21 protein-coding genes are annotated in these 19,137 nt (G+C 62.8%); 13 read left to right on the top strand and 8 right to left on the bottom strand.

All coding sequences use genetic code 11. The annotated features are described in order from the left end of the window. Positions 1–61: 61 nt before the first annotated feature. Positions 62–1,918 (top strand): ABC transporter ATP-binding protein, encoded by a 1,857-nt coding sequence (locus ACFOEV_RS00765; RefSeq protein ID WP_386770603.1) that lies wholly within the window; start codon positions 62–64, stop codon positions 1,916–1,918. Here the strand turns inward: ACFOEV_RS00765 and ACFOEV_RS00760 are convergent. From ACFOEV_RS00760 to ACFOEV_RS00745, 4 genes are read right to left on the bottom strand one after another with little or no spacing between them, the layout of a single operon-like run. Beyond that, positions 1,912–2,274, bottom strand: coding sequence for an AtuA-related protein (locus tag ACFOEV_RS00760; protein WP_386770601.1), 363 nt, complete (start codon positions 2,272–2,274; stop codon positions 1,912–1,914). The genes ACFOEV_RS00765 and ACFOEV_RS00760 overlap by 7 nt on opposite strands. Further along, entirely contained in the window at positions 2,261–3,655 is a 1,395-nt protein-coding gene (locus ACFOEV_RS00755; RefSeq protein WP_386770599.1) for an acyclic terpene utilization AtuA family protein, read from the bottom strand. Before ACFOEV_RS00755 ends, ACFOEV_RS00760 begins: the two co-directional genes overlap by 14 nt. Continuing rightward, positions 3,652–5,571, bottom strand: a complete 1,920-nt coding sequence (locus ACFOEV_RS00750) for a TRAP transporter permease (protein WP_386770597.1) — start codon at positions 5,569–5,571, stop codon at positions 3,652–3,654. Before ACFOEV_RS00750 ends, ACFOEV_RS00755 begins: the two co-directional genes overlap by 4 nt. A gap of 21 nt (positions 5,572–5,592) precedes the next feature. Continuing rightward, a complete protein-coding gene (locus ACFOEV_RS00745; protein ID WP_386770595.1) occupies positions 5,593–6,564 on the bottom strand; it encodes a TAXI family TRAP transporter solute-binding subunit in 972 nt (323 codons plus the stop codon). Between the two features lie 178 nt (positions 6,565–6,742). Between ACFOEV_RS00745 and ACFOEV_RS00740 the strand changes: the two genes are divergently transcribed. From ACFOEV_RS00740 to ACFOEV_RS00710, 7 genes are all read left to right on the top strand, one after another. Continuing rightward, complete coding sequence (locus tag ACFOEV_RS00740; protein ID WP_386770593.1) at positions 6,743–7,639, top strand: LysR family transcriptional regulator; 897 nt, start codon at positions 6,743–6,745, stop codon at positions 7,637–7,639. Positions 7,640–7,874: 235 nt separating this feature from the next. Continuing rightward, a complete protein-coding gene (locus tag ACFOEV_RS00735) occupies positions 7,875–8,300 on the top strand; it encodes a GFA family protein (protein ID WP_386770591.1) in 426 nt (141 codons plus the stop codon). A 51-nt stretch (positions 8,301–8,351) separates the two neighbouring features. After that, on the top strand, positions 8,352–8,498 hold the full coding sequence (locus ACFOEV_RS00730) for a YrhK family protein (RefSeq protein ID WP_386770589.1): 147 nt from the start codon (positions 8,352–8,354) through the stop codon (positions 8,496–8,498). 7 nt (positions 8,499–8,505) lie between these two features. Continuing rightward, on the top strand, positions 8,506–8,628 hold the full coding sequence (locus ACFOEV_RS00725) for a YrhK family protein (protein WP_386770587.1): 123 nt from the start codon (positions 8,506–8,508) through the stop codon (positions 8,626–8,628). A gap of 30 nt (positions 8,629–8,658) precedes the next feature. Continuing rightward, positions 8,659–9,192 carry a GNAT family N-acetyltransferase gene (locus ACFOEV_RS00720; protein WP_386770583.1) on the top strand — a complete coding sequence of 178 codons (534 nt, stop codon included), beginning with the start codon at positions 8,659–8,661 and terminating at the stop codon, positions 9,190–9,192. 122 nt (positions 9,193–9,314) lie between these two features. After that, positions 9,315–10,952, top strand: coding sequence for a LuxR C-terminal-related transcriptional regulator (locus tag ACFOEV_RS00715; protein WP_386770581.1), 1,638 nt, complete (start codon positions 9,315–9,317; stop codon positions 10,950–10,952). Between the two features lie 130 nt (positions 10,953–11,082). Then, positions 11,083–12,465, top strand: coding sequence for an FAD-binding oxidoreductase (locus ACFOEV_RS00710; RefSeq protein ID WP_386770579.1), 1,383 nt, complete (start codon positions 11,083–11,085; stop codon positions 12,463–12,465). A 565-nt stretch (positions 12,466–13,030) separates the two neighbouring features. Here ACFOEV_RS00710 and arfA read toward each other — a convergent pair. Then, entirely contained in the window at positions 13,031–13,168 is a 138-nt protein-coding gene (gene arfA, locus ACFOEV_RS00705) for an alternative ribosome rescue factor ArfA (RefSeq protein WP_386770577.1), read from the bottom strand. Positions 13,169–13,303: 135 nt separating this feature from the next. Between arfA and ACFOEV_RS00700 the strand changes: the two genes are divergently transcribed. Both ACFOEV_RS00700 and ACFOEV_RS00695 read left to right on the top strand, forming a co-directional pair. Continuing rightward, positions 13,304–13,786, top strand: coding sequence for a YbaK/EbsC family protein (locus ACFOEV_RS00700; protein WP_386770575.1), 483 nt, complete (start codon positions 13,304–13,306; stop codon positions 13,784–13,786). Between the two features lie 131 nt (positions 13,787–13,917). Continuing rightward, positions 13,918–14,526, top strand: coding sequence for a GNAT family N-acetyltransferase (locus ACFOEV_RS00695; protein WP_386770573.1), 609 nt, complete (start codon positions 13,918–13,920; stop codon positions 14,524–14,526). Positions 14,527–14,538: 12 nt separating this feature from the next. Here the strand turns inward: ACFOEV_RS00695 and ACFOEV_RS00690 are convergent, their stop codons facing one another. After that, positions 14,539–15,444, bottom strand: coding sequence for a LysR family transcriptional regulator (locus ACFOEV_RS00690; RefSeq protein WP_386770571.1), 906 nt, complete (start codon positions 15,442–15,444; stop codon positions 14,539–14,541). Between the two features lie 177 nt (positions 15,445–15,621). On the opposite strand from ACFOEV_RS00690, the gene ACFOEV_RS00685 reads away from it, so the two are divergent. Beyond that, the gene (locus ACFOEV_RS00685; RefSeq protein ID WP_386770569.1) at positions 15,622–16,515 is read left to right on the top strand and encodes a DMT family transporter; all 894 of its coding nucleotides are present in this window, start codon (positions 15,622–15,624) and stop codon (positions 16,513–16,515) included. A 135-nt stretch (positions 16,516–16,650) separates the two neighbouring features. Here ACFOEV_RS00685 and ACFOEV_RS00680 read toward each other — a convergent pair whose 3' ends face one another. Both ACFOEV_RS00680 and ACFOEV_RS00675 read right to left on the bottom strand, forming a co-directional pair. Then, a complete protein-coding gene (locus ACFOEV_RS00680; RefSeq protein WP_386770568.1) occupies positions 16,651–16,854 on the bottom strand; it encodes a hypothetical protein in 204 nt (67 codons plus the stop codon). Positions 16,855–16,880: 26 nt separating this feature from the next. Then, positions 16,881–17,321 carry a MarR family winged helix-turn-helix transcriptional regulator gene (locus ACFOEV_RS00675; protein ID WP_386770566.1) on the bottom strand — a complete coding sequence of 147 codons (441 nt, stop codon included), beginning with the start codon at positions 17,319–17,321 and terminating at the stop codon, positions 16,881–16,883. A 119-nt stretch (positions 17,322–17,440) separates the two neighbouring features. Between ACFOEV_RS00675 and ACFOEV_RS00670 the strand changes: the two genes are divergently transcribed. Both ACFOEV_RS00670 and ACFOEV_RS00665 read left to right on the top strand, forming a co-directional pair. Beyond that, on the top strand, positions 17,441–18,391 hold the full coding sequence (locus ACFOEV_RS00670) for an EamA family transporter (RefSeq protein ID WP_386770564.1): 951 nt from the start codon (positions 17,441–17,443) through the stop codon (positions 18,389–18,391). Further along, complete coding sequence (locus tag ACFOEV_RS00665; protein ID WP_386770562.1) at positions 18,388–19,044, top strand: nitroreductase family protein; 657 nt, start codon at positions 18,388–18,390, stop codon at positions 19,042–19,044. The genes ACFOEV_RS00670 and ACFOEV_RS00665 overlap by 4 nt, the downstream gene beginning before the upstream one ends. Positions 19,045–19,137 lie beyond the last annotated feature (93 nt).

Here is a 19,137-nt window from a genome sequence, read left to right as displayed (position 1 = left end):
GGGAAGGCGGCACGCAGAGCGTTACACTATCCCTTCCTGACCGCCAAAAGGATTCGTTCGCTTGTCCTCCTCGCCTGCCGACCGGCCCCAGCCCGTTCCTAGCGATACCAGCCCCCTGGTCGGTTTCTTCGGGGTGTTTCGCTATAGCCGCCGGGCGCTCGAGCTGGTATGGGACACTTCGCGTGCCCTGACGATCGGCCTGGCGCTGTGCACCCTGGTCGCCGGGGTATTGCCGGCGGTGGCAGCCTGGGTCGGCCAGTTGATCGTCGATGCGGTGGTCGCCGCCATGCAGTCCCAGCGTGAGACGGGAGATGCCGCGCTGTGGCCGGTACTGCGCTATGTACTGTTCGAAGCCCTGGTGATTGCCCTGATCGCCCTGGCCCAGCGTGGACTCTCGGCCCAGCAGTCGCTACTGCGCGCGTTGCTCGGCCAGAAGGTCAATGTGATGATTCTCGAGAAGGCCGGCACCCTGTCGCTGGCCCAGTTCGAGGACTCGGAGCTCTACGACAAGCTGACCCGCGCCCGGCGCGAAGCCTCCGCCCGCCCACTGGCACTGGTCAACAAGACCTTTACGCTCGCGCAGAATGCCATCTCGCTGCTGAGCTTCGGCGTACTGCTGGTCCAGTTCTCGCCGTGGGCAATCTTGATCCTGGTGATCGGCGCCATGCCGGTGTTCGTTTCCGAGGCCAAGTTCTCCGGTGACGCCTTCCGACTGTTTCGCTGGCGCTCGCCCCAGACCCGCATGCAGATGTATCTGGAGACTGTGCTGGCCCGCGAGGACAGCATCAAGGAGGTCAAGCTGTTCGGCCTGGGGTCGCTGTTTCTCGAGCGCTATCGCGCCATCTTCGATGCGCTGTATGCCGAGGACCGGCGCTTGACCATTCGCCGCGACACCTGGGGCTTCCTGCTCGGATTGCTGGGCACGTTGGCTTTTTATGGCGCCTATGCCTGGGTGGTGATCGAGACCGTGGGCGGCAACCTGACTCTCGGCGAGATGACCATGTACCTGATGGTGTTCAAGCAGGGCCAGGCGGCACTCTCGGCGAGCCTGACGGCGATCAGCGGCATGTACGAGGACAACCTCTACCTCTCCAATCTCTATGAATACCTCGAGCAGCCGGTGGAAACCGACAGCGGTACCCTCACCGAGGGCGCCATCCCGGGCGACGGTATCCGCTTCGAGCATGTCGGCTTTACCTACCCGGGGACCGACACCCCGGTGCTGCACGCTATCAGCCTGCACCTGCAGCCCGGCGAGAGCCTGGCGCTGGTCGGCGAGAACGGCTCAGGCAAGACCACCCTGATCAAGTTGCTCACCCGCCTCTATTCCCCCACCACGGGCCGCCTCCTGCTCGATGGCAGCGACCTTCGCGAATGGGACATCCAGGCCCTGCGTCGGCGCATCGGGGTGATCTTCCAGGACTTCGTGCGCTACCAACTGCAGGTCGGCGAGAACCTGGGGGTCGGCGATGTCGATGCCTTCGAGGACGAGGCCCGCTGGCAGGCGGCGGCACGCAGCGGCCTGGCCGACGATTTCATTTCGCGCATGACGAGCGGCTATCGCACCCAGTTGGGTCGCTGGTTCAAGCACGGCCAGGAACTCTCCGGCGGGCAGTGGCAGAAGATCGCCCTGTCGCGCGCCTATATGCGCGAGGGAGCCGACATCCTGGTGCTCGACGAACCCACCGCGGCCATGGATGCCGCCGCCGAGGCCAAGGTCTACGCTCGCTTCCGCGAACACAGCCACGACAAGATGACCATCCTGATCTCGCACCGTTTCTCCACGGTGCGCGCCGCCGATCAGATCCTGGTGATCGACCGGGGCCGGATCGTCGAACACGGCGACCACGCCACCCTGCTGACCCGGAACGGCCTCTATGCCCACCTATTCCGACTGCAGGCCAAGGGCTATCAGTAGTTCAGCAACCGTGCCTCGACCTCGACCTCCATTCCCAGCAGCAGGAACGACAGCGTCTTGCCGTGGCCGTCGAGATTGAGGGCGCCGTTGACCCCACCCTGCAGCACGTCGTCGATCACCAGGTTCATGCCACCCAGGCTCGGCATCAGGTAACGGCGCACCCGGCTGGCGCCGCGATGGGCAAACAGCCCCTGCACATGCGCCTCGGTGACCTGCGCGACCAAGGCTTCATAGTGATGTGGCTCATAGGCGAACAGCGATAGATTGAGCCGATCGCCCTTGTCACCCGCCCGCGAATGGGCGATGCGGTGCAGCGGCACGACGATCCGCCCGTGACGGCATTCAGCTTGCGACATGGTCATGACTCCTCTGTTCGGCCAGGGTGACGAAGGGCTCCACATCGGAGCGCTTGACCAGGTAGGACGCCGTGCACACCCGGCGCTGGAAATGGCGGCGCACGCCACCGCCACCGGCCGGCCCGGCACAGTACAGCGCCAGCAGCTCCTGGGTGGCGCGCTCGACCCAGGCGCGCTCGGGATGCTCGACGGCGAGCCGCAGCCGAAAATCCCCATCGCCCCCCCACCCTGCCCGCATTTCGCGCTGCAGGGCGCCGTCGTCGTCGTCGAAGACGCTGGCATGCCCGACGATATCCAGCCGCTTGCGCAACGCCGACGGCGCCCGGAAGGCCAGTCGCTCGCGCAGTATCTCCGCGGCCAGTTGCGTTCGTGCCAGGGCATTGGGGCCGGCATAGGAGATCTCCGCCTCGCCCTGCCAGCCACCCTCGTAGCAGACCGTGGTCTTGAGCCGCTCGGGGGCCGGCTTGCCGGCGATTCCCGTTACCTCTACCCGATCGGGGCCGATCTCGCGCACCGTCACAGCGGTGAGATCGACCACCACATCGGGCGTCAGGTAGTTGGCCGGATCGTGCACCTCGTAGAGCAACTGTTCCTTGACCGTCTGCCCGGTCACACAGCCCCCCGTGCCGGGCGGCTTGGTCACCACCAGGCGGCCGTCAGCCTCGACCTCGATGATCGGATAGCCGAGCGTCGCCAGGCCGGACACGTCCTTGTGCCCAGGATCGGCGAAGTAGCCACCGCTGACCTGGGCACCGCATTCACCGAGATGGCCAGCCATCATGCCGGCGGCCAGGCGATCCCAGTCGTCCCAGGCCCAACCGAAGTGATGGACAAGGGGCGCCAGGAACAGCGCAGGATCGGCCACGCGCCCGGTCACCACCACCTCGGCCCCGAGCTCCAGGGCCTGTACCAATGGCGCGGCGCCCAGATAGACATTGGCCGAGATCAACTGGTCGGGACCGGGCAGGTCGCGGGTTTCCGCTTCCCAGGGCTCAAGATCCAGTTCCCCCAGACGGGCGCGGATATCGTCGCCATGAACTTGACCGATACGTGCCTCGGAACGCCCGGAGCGATTGGCCAACTCGGCCACCACCTCACAAGCCTTGCCCGGATTGGCCGCACCGAAGTTGCCGAGAATGGCGATGCCGTGATCCAGGCAGTCGCCCAGTACCGGGGCCAGTAGCTCGTCGAGCAGCGGCTCGTAACCAGCGTTGGCGTCGTCCCGCATGGCCCGATGCGCCGCCGCCAACGTCCGCTCGCCCAAGGTTTCGAAGAGCAGTGCGGCCGGCTGTCCGCGCCGAATCAGTTCGGCCACCACGGGAACCGCCGCGTCGGTGCGATCACCGGAGAAACCGGCCCCGCTTCCCAGCAGGAATGTCATGAGCGGCTCTCCTTCGCTTGGGTGGCACCAGAGTGGGATACCCCCCCTCGCCCGAGTCCCGGCACCTTGGGCGTCAGATGGCGGCGCCATCCATACAGGATCGTCAGCACCAGTAGCGCCGCCGACGTGGTGATCCAGCCTGGCGTCAGCGCCAGGCCGATCACCACGATCAACCCTCCGATATCCAAGGCGCGGATACCGGTGATCGCTACCCGCGACATCAGTGAGGCGAAAGCCAGCACGAACACCACGCCCTGACAGATCGCCAACAGGATATCGGTCCAACTGCCGAACCCCGCCAATGCCGGATAGATCAACAGCAGGAACGGGATCACATAGATCGCCGCCGCCAGGCGTACCGCCTCGCCCGCCGCCGGCAACCAGTTGGTACGGGCGATGCCCGAGGCGACGAACACGGCCACGCACACCGGCGGCGTGATCACCGACAGAGTGGCGAAATAGAACACGAACAGGTGAGCGATCAGCGGCTCGACGCCGATCTCGGTCAGCGCCGGCGCCAGCACCGAGGCCACCAGCACGTAGGCCGCCGTCGTCGGGATCCCCATGCCCAGGATCAGGCACACGCCACCGACGATAAAGGCCACCAGGAACATCGACTGTCCGCCGATATCGACGATCAGGCTGGCCAATGTCACGCCGATGCCGGTCATGCCGATCATCGCCACCAGGATCTGCGCACCGGCCAGCAATACCCCAATGATCACCATGCCCTTACCGGCATCGATCAAGCCCGACAGCAGACTGCCGAGGATGGCGCGAGCCGGGGTCTTCGCCAACAACGCAAAGGGCACGAAGGTCAAGGTGGTCATCAGGATGCCGTAGAAGGCCGCCGTCTGGATCGAGCGTCCTGAGAGCACCCCATAGAAGAGCCCGCCCAACGCCGCCAGGATCGGCACGATACGTTCGGGCCGCAATACCGCGGGCCAGGACGGCAGTTCGTCGTCAGGCACCACTTGCAGGTTGCGCCGCCCCGCCACCAGATGAATGGTCAGGAATACGCCTAGGTAAAAGAGAATTGCCGGCAGTAAGGCGGCAAGTGCAATGCGCACATAACTCTCGCCCAGGATCTCGGCCATGATGAAGGCCGCCGCACCCAGGATCGGCGGCGCGATCTGGCCACCGGTGGACGCTACCGCCTCGACGCCCGAGGCAAAAGGAGCCGGATAATTCAAGCGCTTCATCATCGGGATGGTGAAGTTGCCGGTGGTGGCCACATTGGCCACCGCACTGCCGCTGACCATGCCGAACAGACCCGAGGCGACGGTGGCGACCTTGGCGGCCCCACCCGGGGAACGGCCACTGACACGCAACGCCAGATCCATGAAGGTCTGGCCGCCACCGGTATGCAGCAGCAGGCACCCGAACAGCACGAAGGCGGCGATGGTGGTGGCGGCCACACCGACCAGCATCCCCCATACCCCCAGGTCACCGAGGTAGATCGTTTCGGTGATGTAGTAGACATCGAACCCGCGGTGGCCCAATGGCCCCGGAATGGCGGCGCCGAAATGGGCGTAGGCCAGCCCCGCGACCACCAGCAGCGGGAAGATCATGCCGATGGCACGCCGTGAGAGTTCGAGGATCGTCACCAGCAGCACGCCGGTCAGCAACATGTCGCGGGGCGTCGCCCAGGGCAGCTCGACCAGAATCCGCTCATGGTTCATCGCCACATAGCCGCAGGCCAGCACCACTCCCACTGCCAGTGTCAGGTCCACCGCGATGCCTAGCGGGCGCCAGCGTTTGCCGGCTCCCAGTGGATAGACGGTCAGCCCGAGCAGAATCACCAGCGCAAGGAAAACCGCACGCTGGACCAGGCTGTCGAAGGGGCCGGTGGCCGAGGTGTACAGAATCAGCCCACCCAGTGCCAGGGCCAGCGCCTTGGTCAGGTTCTCACGCATGAGAGAGCTCCTCGATGGCCGTTATTGTGCGGGCTGCAGGGCGTCGGGGATCTCCAGCCCCTGCTCCTCGTAATAGCGGGCCGCACCGGCGTGCAGCGGCACGGTGCCGACCTCGAGGGTCATGCGCGCCAGATCCGCATCCTTGACCGCAGCAAACGCATTGGCCTGGGGCTCGGGGTTTTCCATCACCGCCTTGACGATCCGGTAAGCGGTCTCTTCGTCGAGGTCCGGATGGGCATGCACGGCCACGCCGAAGGCCCAGGTGGTATAGGCGGGAATGCCATCCGCAGCCCCTTCGGGGATGTCGACGACCGCGATGTCCGGCATCTGCTCGCGCAGGGTGGCCGCCTGGTCGTCACTGAGCGACAGCACCTCGACCGGCGTGAAGGTCGCAATGTCCAGGGTCGAGCCGTCGAGGCGGTTGCCGACGCCGGATTTCACGTAACCGGCAATCCGGCCATCCTTGATCGAATCGACCACGTCGGTGGTGGAGCCGCGTACATAGTCGGGAGAAATGCCGAGCGTGTTCATTACCGCCTCGGTGGTGCTCTCGGTAGCCGAGCCGGTGATGCCCGGGTTAAGGCGTACGCCCTCGAGGCCTTCCAAGGTAGTGACCCCGGCATCCTCGCGCATCACCACGTTCTGCGGCGCCACGGTGTAGACCCACAGCAGCCGGCTGTCGACCGGGCGGCCCTCGAAGTCGCCCTGCCCATCATAGGCATGGTAGCCGGTATTGGTGGTCACCAGCCCCAGGTCGATCTGGCCGCGGCTGAGGCGACGCAGATTGTCCACGGTCGCGCCGGTCTCGGCCACCGAGGAACTGATACCGTCGACTTGATTGTTGAGGATCTGGTTGACGGCCACGAAGTAGCCGTAGTGGCTCGAGGAGCTCGAGGTCGAACCGATCAGCAGGCGCTCCTGGGCCTGGACGGTAGCGGCCGCAGCGAGCATGGCCAGGCTCGTCGCTATGGCGGTGAACAGCGTCTTCTTCATGGTTGGCTCCCATGGCCCGGATCGCAGGGCCCCTGTTGTTATGGATCGTTGTTGTGGATCGTTGCTATGGCTTGTCGTTGTCGTCCGGCGCCGGCGCGTGGCGCCGCTCCCTTGCATGGTCGCCACAAGGGATTATTTTGTATATTGAATAGTTTTTAATTTTCGTTATATTTTCTAAATGAATCCCAGCATCAAGCAGCTCAAGGCCTTCGTCGCCGTGGCCCATTCGCGCAGCCTGGCCGAGGCCAGCGAGCGTATTCACCTGTCGCAGCCGGCGCTGTCCATCGCCATTCGCAAGCTCGAGGACACGGTGGGCGGACCGCTGTTCGCGCGCACCACGCGCCAGCTGTCGTTGACCCCGGAAGGCGAGGCCTTCCTGCCGGTGGCGATCCGCCTGCTCCACGATTGGACCGAAGCTTTCGAGGACTTGGGCGAGTTGTTCTCCAAGCAGCGGGGCAAGATCAACCTGGCCGCTCTGCCGACCCTGGCCGCGGGCCTGCTGCCGGGGCTCATCGCCACCTTCCATGCACGCCACCCACGCATCAATCTGAGCCTGCACGACGTGCTGGCCGAGCAGGTCAACCAACTGGTCCGCGAAGGGCGTGCCGACCTGGGGTTTTCGGTGCCGCCGCTGGAATCGGAGGACCTGGTCTTCGAGCCGATACTGGTCGACCGCTACGTGGCCGTCTGCCCGTTGGGGCATCCGCTGCTGGAACAGGGCACGGTGACCTGGGCACAGCTCTCGGGGCATCCTTTTATCGGCATCAACCGCCTGTCCAGCTCACGCCAGGATATCGACCGGATCATGGCCGAGGTCGGCAAGCCGCTCGACATTCTCTGTGACGTCAGCCAGATCGCTACCGTGGGTCGCATGGTGGCAGCCGGTATCGGCATCAGCGTATTGCCGGCCTTGAGTTTCCGCCAGATCGCCGACGACGGCATCGACTACCGCCCGCTGGTCATGCCGACTATCGACCGAGAACTAGGCGTCATCATGCGCCGACGCCACCCGCTCTCGGCGGCTGCCACGGCCCTGCTGGCACTGATAAGGGAGCAAGTCACCGACCACGGCTAGTCATCTCCCCATTACAAACATCACTGGCTACACTGGTTACGCTTTGTCTGAAAACTGCCTGCGCTCGACCATACGGCGTTAAAAATTGGCTCAAAGTACTCATTTACCCTGCGTAAATTCCGTCTTTTCACCAATTTTTGCCTTGTCTGGTCATCGCTCGCCGACTTTTCAGACAAAGCTCAGCGCCTTGTGCGCCCAACACAGGAACCGGGAATACCAGCAAGGAGAAAGAAAGATGTCAGCCACCAACGAATATCGCGGGAGCTGCTTGTGCGGTGCGGTCAGTTTAACCATCATGGCCGACAATCAGGAGGTAGGAGCTTGCCACTGCAACATGTGCCGCATCTGGGGCGGCGGTCCCCTGCTGGCTCTGGAATCGGTCAAGGAAGTACGGATCGATGGAGAGGACGAGATCACGGTGTTCCGCTCGTCGGACTGGGCCGAACGCGGTTTCTGCCGCCAGTGTGGCACCCACCTGTTCTACCGACTCCGGGATAGCAAGCACTACGCGGTCCCGGTTGGCCTGGTCGATGGCGGCGAACCCTGGAGCCTCACCGCGCAAATCTTCATTGACGAGAAGCCGACTTTCTACGATTTCGCCAATCAGACCAGGAACATGACCGGCCAGGAAGTGTTCGAGGCCTTTACGGGACAGGCTTGAGCCGGTGTATCGCCTCATCGGCTTCAGTCACGATGACACAGGAGGCTGCCCATGCCCGATACTCGGGTCGACAACCCACTGACTCTACATGTCGGGCGGGAGGAATTGATCATTCGGCGTCGCTACGAGACGCTCAGCATCATCAACGACTTCCTGATCGCCATCTGGTTTTTGGTGGGCAGCATCCTGTTTCTCTAATCCGAGCATGGAGAAGGTCGGGATATGGCTGTTCATCATCGGCAGCTTTCAGTTCCTGATCCGTCCAACGATTCGCCTGACCAGCCATGTGCATCTCAAGAGGCTGCCGGCCAGCCATTGGGAGAGTTAGCAAGCGATTACCCACTCGGATACCGGCTCCATGGAAATCACAGAAATCACGACAGACGACTTCCGGCTTTTCTGGCCCACCTTCAAGGCCGTGGTCAAGGCCCGGGAAACCTACGCCTTCGATCCCGACATCGGCTACGAGGATGCCTACCGTCTGTGGTGCGAGCTCCCGCAATTCACGTTCATCGCCAAGGAGAACGCTGAAGTGTTGGGCTCGTATTACCTGAAGCCCAATGCGGCAGGTCCGGGGGCTCACGTCTGCAACTGCGGCTACATGGTCGCGCCCGAGGCGCGCGGCAGGGGTATTGCGAGAGCGATGTGCCTGCACTCCCAAGACGTGGCCATCGAGGCGGGTTATCTGGCGATGCAGTTCAACGCCGTGGTATCGACCAATGAAGGTGCCATCAAGCTGTGGAAGTCACTGGGATACGAGATCATCGGCACGGTCCCGAGGGGCTACGACCATGCAAGGCTCGGGCTCGTGGACACCTATATCATGTACAAGTGGTTGGGTGCGTATCTTCCTCAGGGCATGAAACAAGCATCCGGGCGGACAGAAAACTGAGCGCTGCTTGGCTGCCAGCGGATTGGATCTGCGCTATAACCATCAAAGGCACGGTTAAAAGAACAGATGCTTCAACGGGCGTCAGGCTTCCGCGATACGACCGGCGCCCCGGTAGAGGGTTTATGAACACGGCCGGAACACTTCACGCAGGGCGGGCGTCCTTTCAGCGGAAGGCCTGGGCGGATGCCTACGCCGAGCTGTCCGGTGCGGCCCGCGGGACATCGCTGGCGCCGGATGACCTCGAGCGACTCGCCACTGCCGCCTATCTGTTAGGCAAGGATGTCGAGAGCTACGACCTGTGGACACGCACTCACCACGACGCTCTAGCCGCGGGCGATATTGCGCGTTCCGCCCGGTGTGCGTTCTGGCTGGGCTTCGGGCTGCTCATGAGCGGTGAGAAGGCGCGAGGCGGCGCCTGGATTTCTCGAGCTCGGCGGCTCATCGAGGAGGAAGGACTCGACTGCGTGGAAGCAGGCTACGTGATGATCCCTGACGCACTCCGAAGTCTTGGGGAGGGCGATCACGCAGGGGCGCACGCCACCTTTCATCGAGCGGGTGAACTCGGTCGCCGCTTCGGGGACCCGAACCTGGTGGCCATATCCTGCCTCGGTCAGGGTCAATCCTTGATCGGGGCGGGCAGGATCCACGAAGGCGCGGCCCTGCTGGACGAAGCCATGGTAGCGGTGGAAGCCGGCGAGCTATCCCCTCTGGCCGCCGGAATAATCTATTGCGGCGTGATCGAGACATGCCAGCAGATTTTCGATCTGCGCAGAGCCCAGGAGTGGACAACGGCGCTGACCCGCTGGTGCGAGTCCCAACCGGATCTGGTCCCCTACCGTGGGCGGTGCCTGGTGCACCGTGCCGAGATCATGCTGTTGCACGGCGCTTGGCTAGACGCCATGCATGAAGCGAAGAAGGCTTGCCATCAGCTCCGTCATCGGCCTGGCGAGGCCGCGACCGGCTATGCCTTCTACCTATGTGCCGAACTGCATCGCCTGCGTGGAGAGCGGGTCGAGGCCGAGCAGGCGTACGAACAGGCCAGCAGATGGGGATATACGCTTCAGCCTGGCCTGGCCCTCCTGCGACTGGCCCAAGGCCAGGTAGAAGCTGCCGAGGTCGCCATCCGGCGGATCGTGAACGAGGCGAGCGACCAGAAAACCCGCACCGACGTCCTCCCCGCCTACATCGACATCATGCTCGCCGTGGGAGATGTGGCGGCGGCGCGGGCCGGTGCTGACGAGCTCTCCCGGATTGCCGAGATGCTGGACGCTCCCTTCCTGCAAGCCTTGGCGACTAGTGCACAGGGCGCGATCCTGCTTGCCGAGTGCGAGCCCCTGGCGGCTCTGGGGCCGCTTCGCCAGGCATGCAAGACTTGGGAAGCACTCGACGCCCAGTATGAATTGGCGCGCGTGCGGATTCTCATCGGGCTCGCCTGTCGTCAGCTCGGCGACGAGGACACGGCCAGGATGGAGTTCGACACGGCGCATTGGTGCCTCCAGCAATTGGGAGCCTCATCTGAGTTGTCCCGTCTCGATGCCCTCGCCTCCGCAGGCACTCCCGGCAATCGCCATGGCCTGACACCCCGCGAAGTGCAAGTCCTTCGCCTGATCGCCGCCGGCAAGACCAATAAAGCCATTGCGATCAAGCTCTTCGTGAGCGAGCGTACGATCGATCGCCACGTGAGCAACATTCTCGCCAAGCTAAACGTTCCTTCCCGGGCCGCAGCCACGGCCTACGCCTGCCATCACGGACTGCTCTGACCCCATCTCATGCCTGGCGGAAATTACCCATATTTCCACGCGGTGCAGATTGGGTAGCTTCACCGAAGCGCCCCTTGCCTTCCTGACACAAGCTTGAGATGCGGAACATCCTGAAAAAAGGGGAGCGATCATGACTGTCAACGGCAACAGCATTCGGCAATTCCGGGACAGCTTACGAGGGCAGCTCTTGGTGCCGGAGAACGAGGGATACGACGAGGCTCGCCAGGTCTTCAACGCGATGATCGACCGACGCCCCGCCCTGATCGTGCGGTGTGCACATGTGACGGACGTGATCGCGGCCGTCAACTTTGCCCGCGAAACGGAGCTGCCGATCGCCGTGCGTGGCGGCGGCCATAGCGTCCTGGGCAGCGCCGTGTGCGATGAAGGCCTGGTCATCGACCTGTCGGGGATGACAAACGTTAGCGTCGATCCGGACAAACGCACCGCCCGTGCCGCAGGCGGTACCACGTGGGGCGACTTCGACCGCGCAACCCAGGCTTATGGCTTGGCCACCACTGGCGGAATCGTCCCCAGCACCGGGATCGGTGGACTCACCCTGGGAGGCGGGATCGGGCGCCTCAACCGCAAGTACGGTCTCGCCTGCGACAACCTGCTATCCGCCGAAGTGGTGACCGCGGACGGCACGCTCGTGACAGCCAGCGTCGACGAGCATGAGGACCTGTTCTGGGGCCTCCGCGGCGGTGGTGGCAACCTTGGAGTAGTGACGTCCTTCGAGTATCGGCTTCATCCCGTCGGGCCTGTACTCGGGGGCGAGATCATTTTCCCTCTGGACCAGGCCAGGACGGCGCTGCGATTCTACCGCGACTGGTCGACCGATGCCCCGGACGAGCTGCGTGCGGATGCGACCCTCGTTTCGACACCCGACGGGCCGGGGCTTGCGTTCGAGGTCTGCTATTGCGGGGAGATCGACGCCGGCGAGAAGGTGCTGCGGCCCCTACGGCAACTCGGTTCTCCCATGCTCGACACCATCGACTCCGTTCCGTACGCGACGGTCCAGAACCTGCTGACCGAAGTCTTCCAGCCGGGCATGCGCCACTACTGGAAAAGCGGTTTCGTCCGTGAATTCAGCGACGACGCCATCAATGCGATCGTCGACTTCTTCGTCGCCGACATGCCTGCGCCATTTGCCGCGATCGCCATCGAACACCTGGGTGGAGCGGTCAGTCGCGTGGAAACCCATGACACCGCCTTCGCTTACCGGCAGGCGAAGCACAGCATCCTCGTGTTACGGATGTGGGACGATCCCGCGGATTCAGAGACCAACATCGCATGGGGGCGTCGATGCTACGCTAGGGCGGAGCCCTTCCTGGAAGGCGGGGCATACGTCAACTACCTGGGTGACGAAGGCGAAACCCGAGTCAGGGCTGCCTACGGCGCCAACTATGAGCGGCTGGTCGCACTAAAGAACAAGTACGATCCAGCGAATGTCTTCCGCTTCAACCAGAACATCAAGCCGACATCGGACATGCCGCTATCGGCCCACCAAACGTAGTTCCAGCCAATCCTACCCATTGCTTATGCTGTCCGGAAACAAACATCACACGCATGCGCCAACATGATGCACTGCAACACACAAAGGCCCTCATTGGTGCATGGAAAACCTCTACACGGAGACTTCACCATTCACACAGAGCGGTTAGGATTATTTCAACTCGTTGTTTTTCAACGAGTTCATTCAAGTTGGCGCGATTTTCGAATGGTATTATATAGATATAGCCAAGCACGGCTTGGCTATACTAAGAGGATATTGCTTGGAGACTTTCCCGAATTTCAACGTCGCTACGAAGTAGCGATAAACCGAGTGAGCTGGCGTGCTCCCCTGTCCCCTTCGGGGGACTTTTTTATTTATGTAAGAACCGGCATCGGCAAGCAATGCGTGGGCCAAACAGTTTCAGGCTGGCCAGGCACTGGTGCAACCCTACCTTCGTTTAATGGCTGACTGGCGTTAGCCACACGCACGGCGGCGTATCCGTAGCATCCCGGCATCGATAGGGTACTGATTGGGAAGGAAGTCGTGGGGGTGGCAAAAGTAGCGGAAGCATCGCGAAACCGCCTAGTCAGGCTGCTTGGCGATACTCCCGCCCCTTGCGGGAGTAGCTTCCCTTGCCCTTCTTGGGTTTCTGCTGCTGCATCTTGAACATCGGGGTGCGCAGTTGCGCCTTCAGGGCGTTGTCGCGAATCCTGGGGTTCTTCATCGAAAATCTCCTGCGTTGGACGCGGCGATGATACGCCAGCCATCTTGGTGTATTCCACCCCGCGACAGTGGCATTCAGCCTGTGCATCGGTTATTGATTACCCTCTACCGATGCATGACCGAGGAGAGCAATCGCATGAGCGTGGAATCCGTTCGTCGATTTTTCGCCGCGCAGGCTCCGGATATCGAGATCATCGAGCTGGACGTCAGCACCGCTACCGTGGCGTTGGCCGCCGAAGCGCATGGCGTGGCACCGGGGCAGATCGCCAAGACGCTAGCCTTCCGTGTCGGCGAGCGGCAGGTGCTGGTGGTCGCCAGTGGCGATGCGCGCTTCGATAACCGCAAGCTGCGGGAAACCTTCGATACCAAGGCGAAAATGCTGGATGCCGAGACGGTGCTGGAATTGACCGGCCATCCGGTCGGCGGGGTCTGTCCGTTCGGGCTGACCACGCCGCTACCGGTCTATTGCGATGAGTCGCTCAAGGCTTACCCCGAGGTGTTGCCGGCCGCTGGCTCGCAGCACACTGCCGTACGCCTGTGCCCTGAACGACTGGCAGAGCTGGTCGAAGCCGAGTGGGTGGATGTGTGCAAGCTGCCGGTGGCGGCAGAGGGCGAATGAATTACCAGGTTCTTCAGTTTACCCAAGAAGCCGAATACTGGTCGTTATCGGCTCAGGCCGAGTCCAGAGCCATGACTGGCCATGCTGAGCAGGTCCATACTGCCGATACCTGACCAGAGAGGATCCCGAGCATGGCAGTGAAGCACGATATTCCCACCTCGAAAGGGCTTATCGAAGCGTCGGCCTCCGAAACCGATCGTGGCAACACCTGGAGCCTGCGCGATGCACGGGACGCGGACATGCCGGGCATCCAGGCCCTCTACACCCACCACGTGCTGCACGGCACGGCGTCGTTCGAGGAAGTACCGCCGACACTGGACGAGATGCGTTCACGCCGTGAAGCCGTACTGGCCGCCGGACTCCCCTACCTGGTCGCCGCCCGGCAGGAGCACATCCTCGGCTTCAGCTATGCGACGCCCTACCGGCCGCGTCCCGCCTACCGCCACACCGTGGAAGACTCGGTCTACATCGCTGAGGGCATGGGTGGTCGCGGTATCGGCAAGGCCTTGCTGGAGGTGCTGATTGCTCGTTGCGAACAAGGCTCATGGCGGCAGATGCTCGCGGTGATCGGCGACAGCAATAATGTCGGCTCGATCGCTTTACATCGTAAATGCGGCTTCGAGCCCATCGGCACCTTCAAATCGGTGGGCTTCAAGTTCGGTGGCTGGCTGGATACGGTGCTGATGCAACGGGCGCTCGGGGCAGGGGGAGAAACGCTCCCCGAATCACAAGAAAAGTGACGATCTTCGATATCAGCCATCCAGCGTGGCAAACGAGGGCATTTTGCGAATATCCAACTGCGAGGCCATGTGCAGAAACGCCAACGCGATGGCGGAGTCGGTGCTTTGCGGCGCCACCTCCAGGCCCAGATCGCGATAAATCGGCGTTTCCAACCGCAATACGCGCAGCCCTCGTCGCTCTTCCGGCAGGTTCAATACCGGGACCAGCGACACACCCAGCCCCTCGCGAATCAGGGCGAACGCACTGGCCCAGTCACGCACCTCGACCCTCACATCGCCGAGTACCAGCCCGTGTTGCTGGGCGATAAGGCGCGCGTGGGTCGTGCAACCGCCGGTGGCCAGGACGAACGGCTCGGCCACCAGTGTCGCCAAGGGCACGGCGCGGCCGGCGGGGCGTGACAACGGATGAGCCGCGGGCACCACGGCGACCCATTCATCGCGATAGAACATCGCGCCAACGCGCTCGGGTGACAGCCGGGTCACGACCCCGACATCCACCGTACCGGTTGCCAACCACGCTTCGACCTCCTCGTCGGTCGCTTCCAGGGCGATGACCTTGATGCCCGGGTGCCGGGTGTTGAATTGCTGCAGCAGGGGAGGGAGCAGTGTCGAAATCACCGAGGGGAAGCTGGCCAGCGTCAGCTGCCCACGCTCGATTCCCAGTGCCTCGTCGGCAATCGTGCGGATCGCCTCCAGGCTGGCGAGCGACTCCCGTGCCCGCACGACGACCCTCTCGCCCACGGCGGTCAGCGACATGCCACGCTGGCTACGCACGACGAGGCGTACGCCAAGCGACTCTTCGAGAGAAGAGAGCGCCTGACTGGCTCCCGATTGCGTCACACCTAGCCGCTCGGCCGCTTGGCTGATTCTGCCGGTATCGGCGACGGCGACCAGCGCGCGCAGTTGTGTCAAGTTCATGAGTTAAGCGCAGCTTATATCGAATTTATTTTCCAGTAACGTGACTTAACTTAGTCCCCCATCTAGTCTCTCGCAATACATGCACGTCTCAAACCGCGGGAGAGCATCGTGCCCAGTGGCAACAGCACCAAGCCTGAGAGTTTCCAAGCGCTCCTTGTGTCGGACGAGCGTATCCCCATGACGGGAACGCCGGCCGCTATCCCTCCCTCCCCCTGGTTGCGTGCTGCCCCGGCAGCCTTTCTGCTGCTCTGGTCATTGGGCTTCCCGGTCGCCAAGATCGGCACGGCCTATGTCGACCCCATCGTTTTCCTGACCTTGCGCTATGCGCTGGTGCTTGTGGTGCTGGCACCGCTGATCGTCTGCCTACGTCCACCTATGCCCTCGAGGCGCATCGATTGGCTGCATCTGAGCGTGGTCGGCATCCTGATCCAGACGGTCTACTTCGGGTTCTGCTATACCGCCTTCGCGCTCGGCACCTCGGCAGGCACCGTGGCGCTGGTGGTCTCGCTGCAGCCGGTTCTCGTCGCGCTGCTGGCCCCGGCCTTGGTCAAGGAAGTGATCGGCCTGACGCGATGGATCGGTTTCGTGCTGGGATTGGCGGGAGCCGTGATCGTCATTCTGGGTCGCTCCACGATCGAAGCCACCTCGCTGCTCGGGTTGGCCAGTGCCGTTGCGGCCCTGTTGGGCATCACCGCCGCCACCCTTTACGAAAAGCGCTTCAGCGTGGCGCAGCACCCCGTCACCGCCAACACGGTGCAATATGCCGCGGGCCTGATCACCACGTTGCCACTCGGGCTGCTGTTCGGCAGCCTGCACATCACCTGGGCCGGTGAGATGATCGCTGCCCTTGCCTACCTGGTGATCGGCAACTCCCTGATCGCCATTACCCTGCTGCTGGCCATGGTTCGTCGTGGGGAAGCCTCGCGCGTCTCGGCGCTGTTCTACCTGGTGCCACCTTGCGCTGCCCTGCTCTCGTGGCTGTTGATCGATGAAGCCATGCCACCGCTGGCCTGGATGGGCATGGGCGTGGCCGCCATCGGTGTCGTCATCGCGAGCCAGAAGCCTCCGTAAAGGCCAGCCTGGCAGGGCTATACTGGATGCATCTTTTCTTACATGGCGTATTGCTTGGGCATTGTCGTGAAGTCCGAGGGAGGGGAAATATGAGGCAGTCACTGGTCACTCTGATGCTGGTCACAGCCATTTTCCCTAGTTTAGTGTTCGCCCAAGATTCCGCCCCAGCTCCCATTTTTCCCGAAAACGTTCCATCGCATCAACCCGATCGACCACTGCCGGATTGGTCTCGACCATCCTCACTACACTCCCCACCATGATCAGACAAGACGAGGGCAGCGACTCGGCGGCGAGCTTGGCTGGCGTGTCTGCCAGCGTGCCGGTGAGCGGGATGCCCATGCCGGCACAGAGCCCTGACGGGCGGCCTACCCTTCGTCCAGCCCGTCGAGCAGTTTGCCCAGCAGTTCGCTCAGCGTCTCTTGCTCCTCTCGACTGAGGGTGGAGAGGATGCGTGCTTCGTTCTCCACATGAAGCGGAACGAGCCGATCGATCAGTTCACGCCCTTTTTCCGTTAAGGAAACCAGCGTCCCACGCCGATCTTCGGGGTTGGGCGCCCGGACAATCAGGCCGGATCTCTCCAGCCGATCCAAGCGGTTGGTCATGCCCCCCGAAGAAATCATCAGGGCCTCGAACAACTGCGTCGGCCCCAGCGAGTAGGGCGCGCCGGACCGGCGCAAGGTGGCCAGCACGTCGAACTCGCCCAACTGCAGGCCGTGGCTCCGAAAGAAGGGCTCCAGATAGCCACGGCTAATCAGTTGCATGGTTTTCAGATAGCCAACGACCTCCATCGGCAGAAGGTCGAGCATGGGCATCTCCCGCTGCCATTGGCTGATTGCCAGTTTTACTCTGTTCATGGCTGTCTATTTACCTTGACGTTAAGATACTTTTTGCTAAGATTCTTTGTGCATACCATAGGAGACGGATCATGGCGAATCCAGAATTATCGCGCAATATCATCAATCGGGTCGGACTCTATGCGCTTGGCTGCCTGCTGCTGGTCGGCACCTTTCTGGCGCTGTCACTGGTGGTGGCAAAACTGGCCGACGGGGCCGGCGTGCCACGCCTGACCTTTCTGATGGTGGCAGTGGCGGGAGCCGGGATCGTGCTGACCGCGATCACTGCACTGCAACGCCAGCCGATTTCGCTCACGCGCCGCACCCTCGAGTATGCCATCGTCTCCGGTGCGCTCTTCGCCTTGCCTAACGCCCTAGGGTTTCTGGCGGTGCGGCATGTCGGAGCGGGGTTCGTCTCACTCAGCTTCGCTTTCCCGATCCTCATCACCTGGCTACTGGCCGTACTATTGAGTCTGGAACGCCTGCGCACGCTGCGGCTTCTCGGCGTGCTGCTGGGGCTCTCCGGTGGGCTGCTACTGGCGGCTGCCAAGGCCGGGGGCGTAGACGGCAGCCAAGGCTGGGTCGTATTGGTGCTGGCGATGCCGGTGGTAATCGCCTTGGGCAACATCTATCGCACCCTGCGCTGGCCCAGTGGTGCTGCCCCCGTCTTCCTCGCCGCGCTGATGATGCTTGGCGGCGCGCTGGCGCTGTTACCCTTTGCGCTGCTCTTCGAGCCGGGGCAGATGCAGGCACTGTTCGAGTCCGCCTCGGCGATCCGGCTGCTGCTGGTGGAAGTCGCCGTGTTCTCGGTGCTTTACCTCTTCTATTTCGTGCTGCAGAAGCTCGCGGGCCCTGTCTACCTGAGCCAGATCGGGACGGTGGCAGCACTGGTCGGCACACTGATCGCTGTCTTTACGCTGGGCGAGGCTCTGCCCCCCAACCTGGGCCTGGCGGGCATACTGGTCGCGCTCGGCACGATCCTCTTTCACCGCGGTGCGCGCGCCGCCTCCACTCGGTACATCAAATCCGGAGATACCGTATGAGCATCACCGAAGCCCTTCACTGGCGCTACGCGACGAAACGGATGAACGGGCAAAAAGTCCCGCAGGAAAAAGTGGACAGGATATTGGAAGCCGCACGCCTGGCGCCATCCTCCTACGGGTTGCAACCCTATGCCGTTCTGGTGATAGAGGATGAAGCGCTGCGCGAAATGATTTCGCCGGCGGCCTTTCATCAGCCTCAGATCACCGAGTCTTCCCACCTGCTGGTATTCGCCGCCTGGGACTCGGTTCACGCCACGCATGTCGATGACTTCATCCGGCTGACCGCCGAGGAACGTGGTATGCACCTGGCGGACCTGGAAGACTACAGCAACGCGATAAAGGGCGCCGTCAACGGCTTCTCCTCCCCGGAAGAAAGGTTTCATTGGGCCGCCAAGCAGGCCTACCTTTCCCTGGGAGCGGCCCTGGCGGCGGCTGCAGTGGAACAGGTGGATGCTTCGCCCATGGAGGGGTTCGATCCCGCAAGCCTGGACGCATTGCTGGGTCTCGAGGAACACGGCCTGCGCAGTGTCGTCCTCATGGCATTAGGCTATCGGGATATCGAAAACGACCGCCTGGCCGGCCTCAAGAAAGTGCGCTGGCCGAGGGAGAAGCTGTTCATCCATCTGGAGCAGGAGGCCCTTCATCGCGGCTGAAGCCGCTCCTTGTATGTTGACACCATATGAGTTGCTAGAGTTAGGCACCCGTTACCGGGGAGGCCGTCCGCTCCTGGAAGCAGCATCGTCTGA

The organism is Litchfieldella rifensis (genome assembly GCF_042646605.1).
Classification (GTDB): domain Bacteria; phylum Pseudomonadota; class Gammaproteobacteria; order Pseudomonadales; family Halomonadaceae; genus Litchfieldella; species Litchfieldella rifensis.
The sequence above is the reverse complement of the archived record's forward strand: the minus strand, read 5'-3'. Positions and strand labels throughout refer to the sequence as shown.